Source organism: Rhodococcus sp. T2V (assembly GCF_029269925.1).
In the GTDB taxonomy this organism is placed as follows: Bacteria; Actinomycetota; Actinomycetes; order Mycobacteriales; family Mycobacteriaceae; genus Rhodococcus_F; species Rhodococcus_F koreensis.
This window is the reverse complement of the sequence record NZ_JARJBD010000287.1, coordinates 1-1,455: the sequence shown is the minus strand read 5'-3', so window position 1 is coordinate 1,455 and position 1,455 is coordinate 1. Positions and strand designations below refer to the sequence as shown.

At 64.7% G+C, this 1,455-nt stretch carries 1 protein-coding gene; it reads left to right on the top strand.

Features of this window, described 5'->3' with window-relative positions; genetic code table 11:
- The first annotated feature begins 2 nt into the window (after positions 1-2).
- Positions 3-1,406 carry a dihydrolipoyl dehydrogenase gene (gene lpdA / locus P3H15_RS53930; protein WP_276144811.1) on the top strand — a complete coding sequence of 468 codons (1,404 nt, stop codon included), beginning with the start codon at positions 3-5 and terminating at the stop codon, positions 1,404-1,406.
- Positions 1,407-1,455: the final 49 nt, after the last annotated feature.

Sequence of the window (1,455 nt, the reverse complement as noted above, 5' to 3'; positions counted from 1 at the left end):
CCGTGACCTCACACTATGACGTCGTTGTCCTCGGAGCCGGTCCCGGTGGGTACGTCGCTGCTATCCGCGCGGCACAACTCGGACTGAGCACTGCCATCATCGAGCAGAAGTACTGGGGTGGTGTGTGCCTGAACGTGGGCTGCATCCCCTCGAAGGCTCTTCTCCGCAATGCCGAACTTGCGCATCTCTTCACAAAAGAGGCCAAGCTGTTCGGTATCTCGGGTGAGGCGTCCTTCGACTTCGGCGCCGCGTTCGACCGCAGCCGCAAGGTTGCCGAGGGCCGCGTCAAGGGCATCCACTTCCTGATGAAGAAGAACAAGATCCCCGAGTACGACGGCAAGGGCACCTTCACCGACGCCAACACCATCGAGGTCGCGCTCACCAAGGGCGGCACCGAGACGATCACGTTCGACAACGCGATCATCGCCACCGGCAGCACCACCAAGCTGCTGCCCGGCACCGAGCTGAGCAAGAACGTCGTCACCTACGAAGAGCAGATCATGACCCGGGACCTGCCCGGATCGATCCTCATCGTCGGCGCCGGCGCCATCGGCATGGAGTTCGGGTACGTCCTGAAGAACTACGGAGTCGACGTCACCATCGTCGAGTTCCTCGACCGCGCGCTGCCCAACGAGGACGCGGACGTCTCCAAGGAAATCGAGAAGCAGTACAAGAAGCTCGGCGTCAAGGTCATCACCGGCGCCGCCGTGCAGAGCATCGACGACGACGGCTCCAAGGTCACCGTCTCGATCAAGAACAACAAGTCCGGCGAGACCGAGTCGGTCGTGGTCGACAAGGTGATGCAGTCCGTCGGGTTCGCACCCCGCGTCGAGGGCTACGGCCTGGAGAAGACCGGTGTGCAGCTCACCGACCGCGGCGCCATCGGCATCACCGACACCATGCAGACGTCGGTGCCGCACATCTACGCCATCGGTGACGTCACCATGAAGCTGCAGCTCGCGCACGTCGCCGAGGCGCAGGCCGTGGTGGCCGCCGAGACGATCGCCGGCGCCGAGACGCTGCCGATCGACGACTACCGGATGATGCCGCGCGCGACGTTCTGCCAGCCGCAGGTCGCCAGCTTCGGTCTGACCGAGCAGCAGGCCAAGGACGAGGGCTACGACGTCAAGGTCGCAACGTTCCCGTTCGCCGCCAACGGCAAGGCGCACGGCCTCGGCGATGCCACCGGCTTCGTCAAGCTGATCGCCGACACGAAGTACGGTGAGCTGATCGGTGGCCACCTCATCGGCCCCGACGTCTCCGAGCTGCTGCCCGAGCTCACCCTCGCGCAGAAGTGGGACCTCACGGTCAACGAACTGGCCCGCAACGTGCACACGCACCCCACGCTGTCCGAAGCCCTGCAGGAGGCCATCCACGGCCTCGCCGGACACATGATCAACTTCTGACCCGAACACCGACGAGGGCCCGCACAGTCTCTGTGCGGGCCCTCGTCGT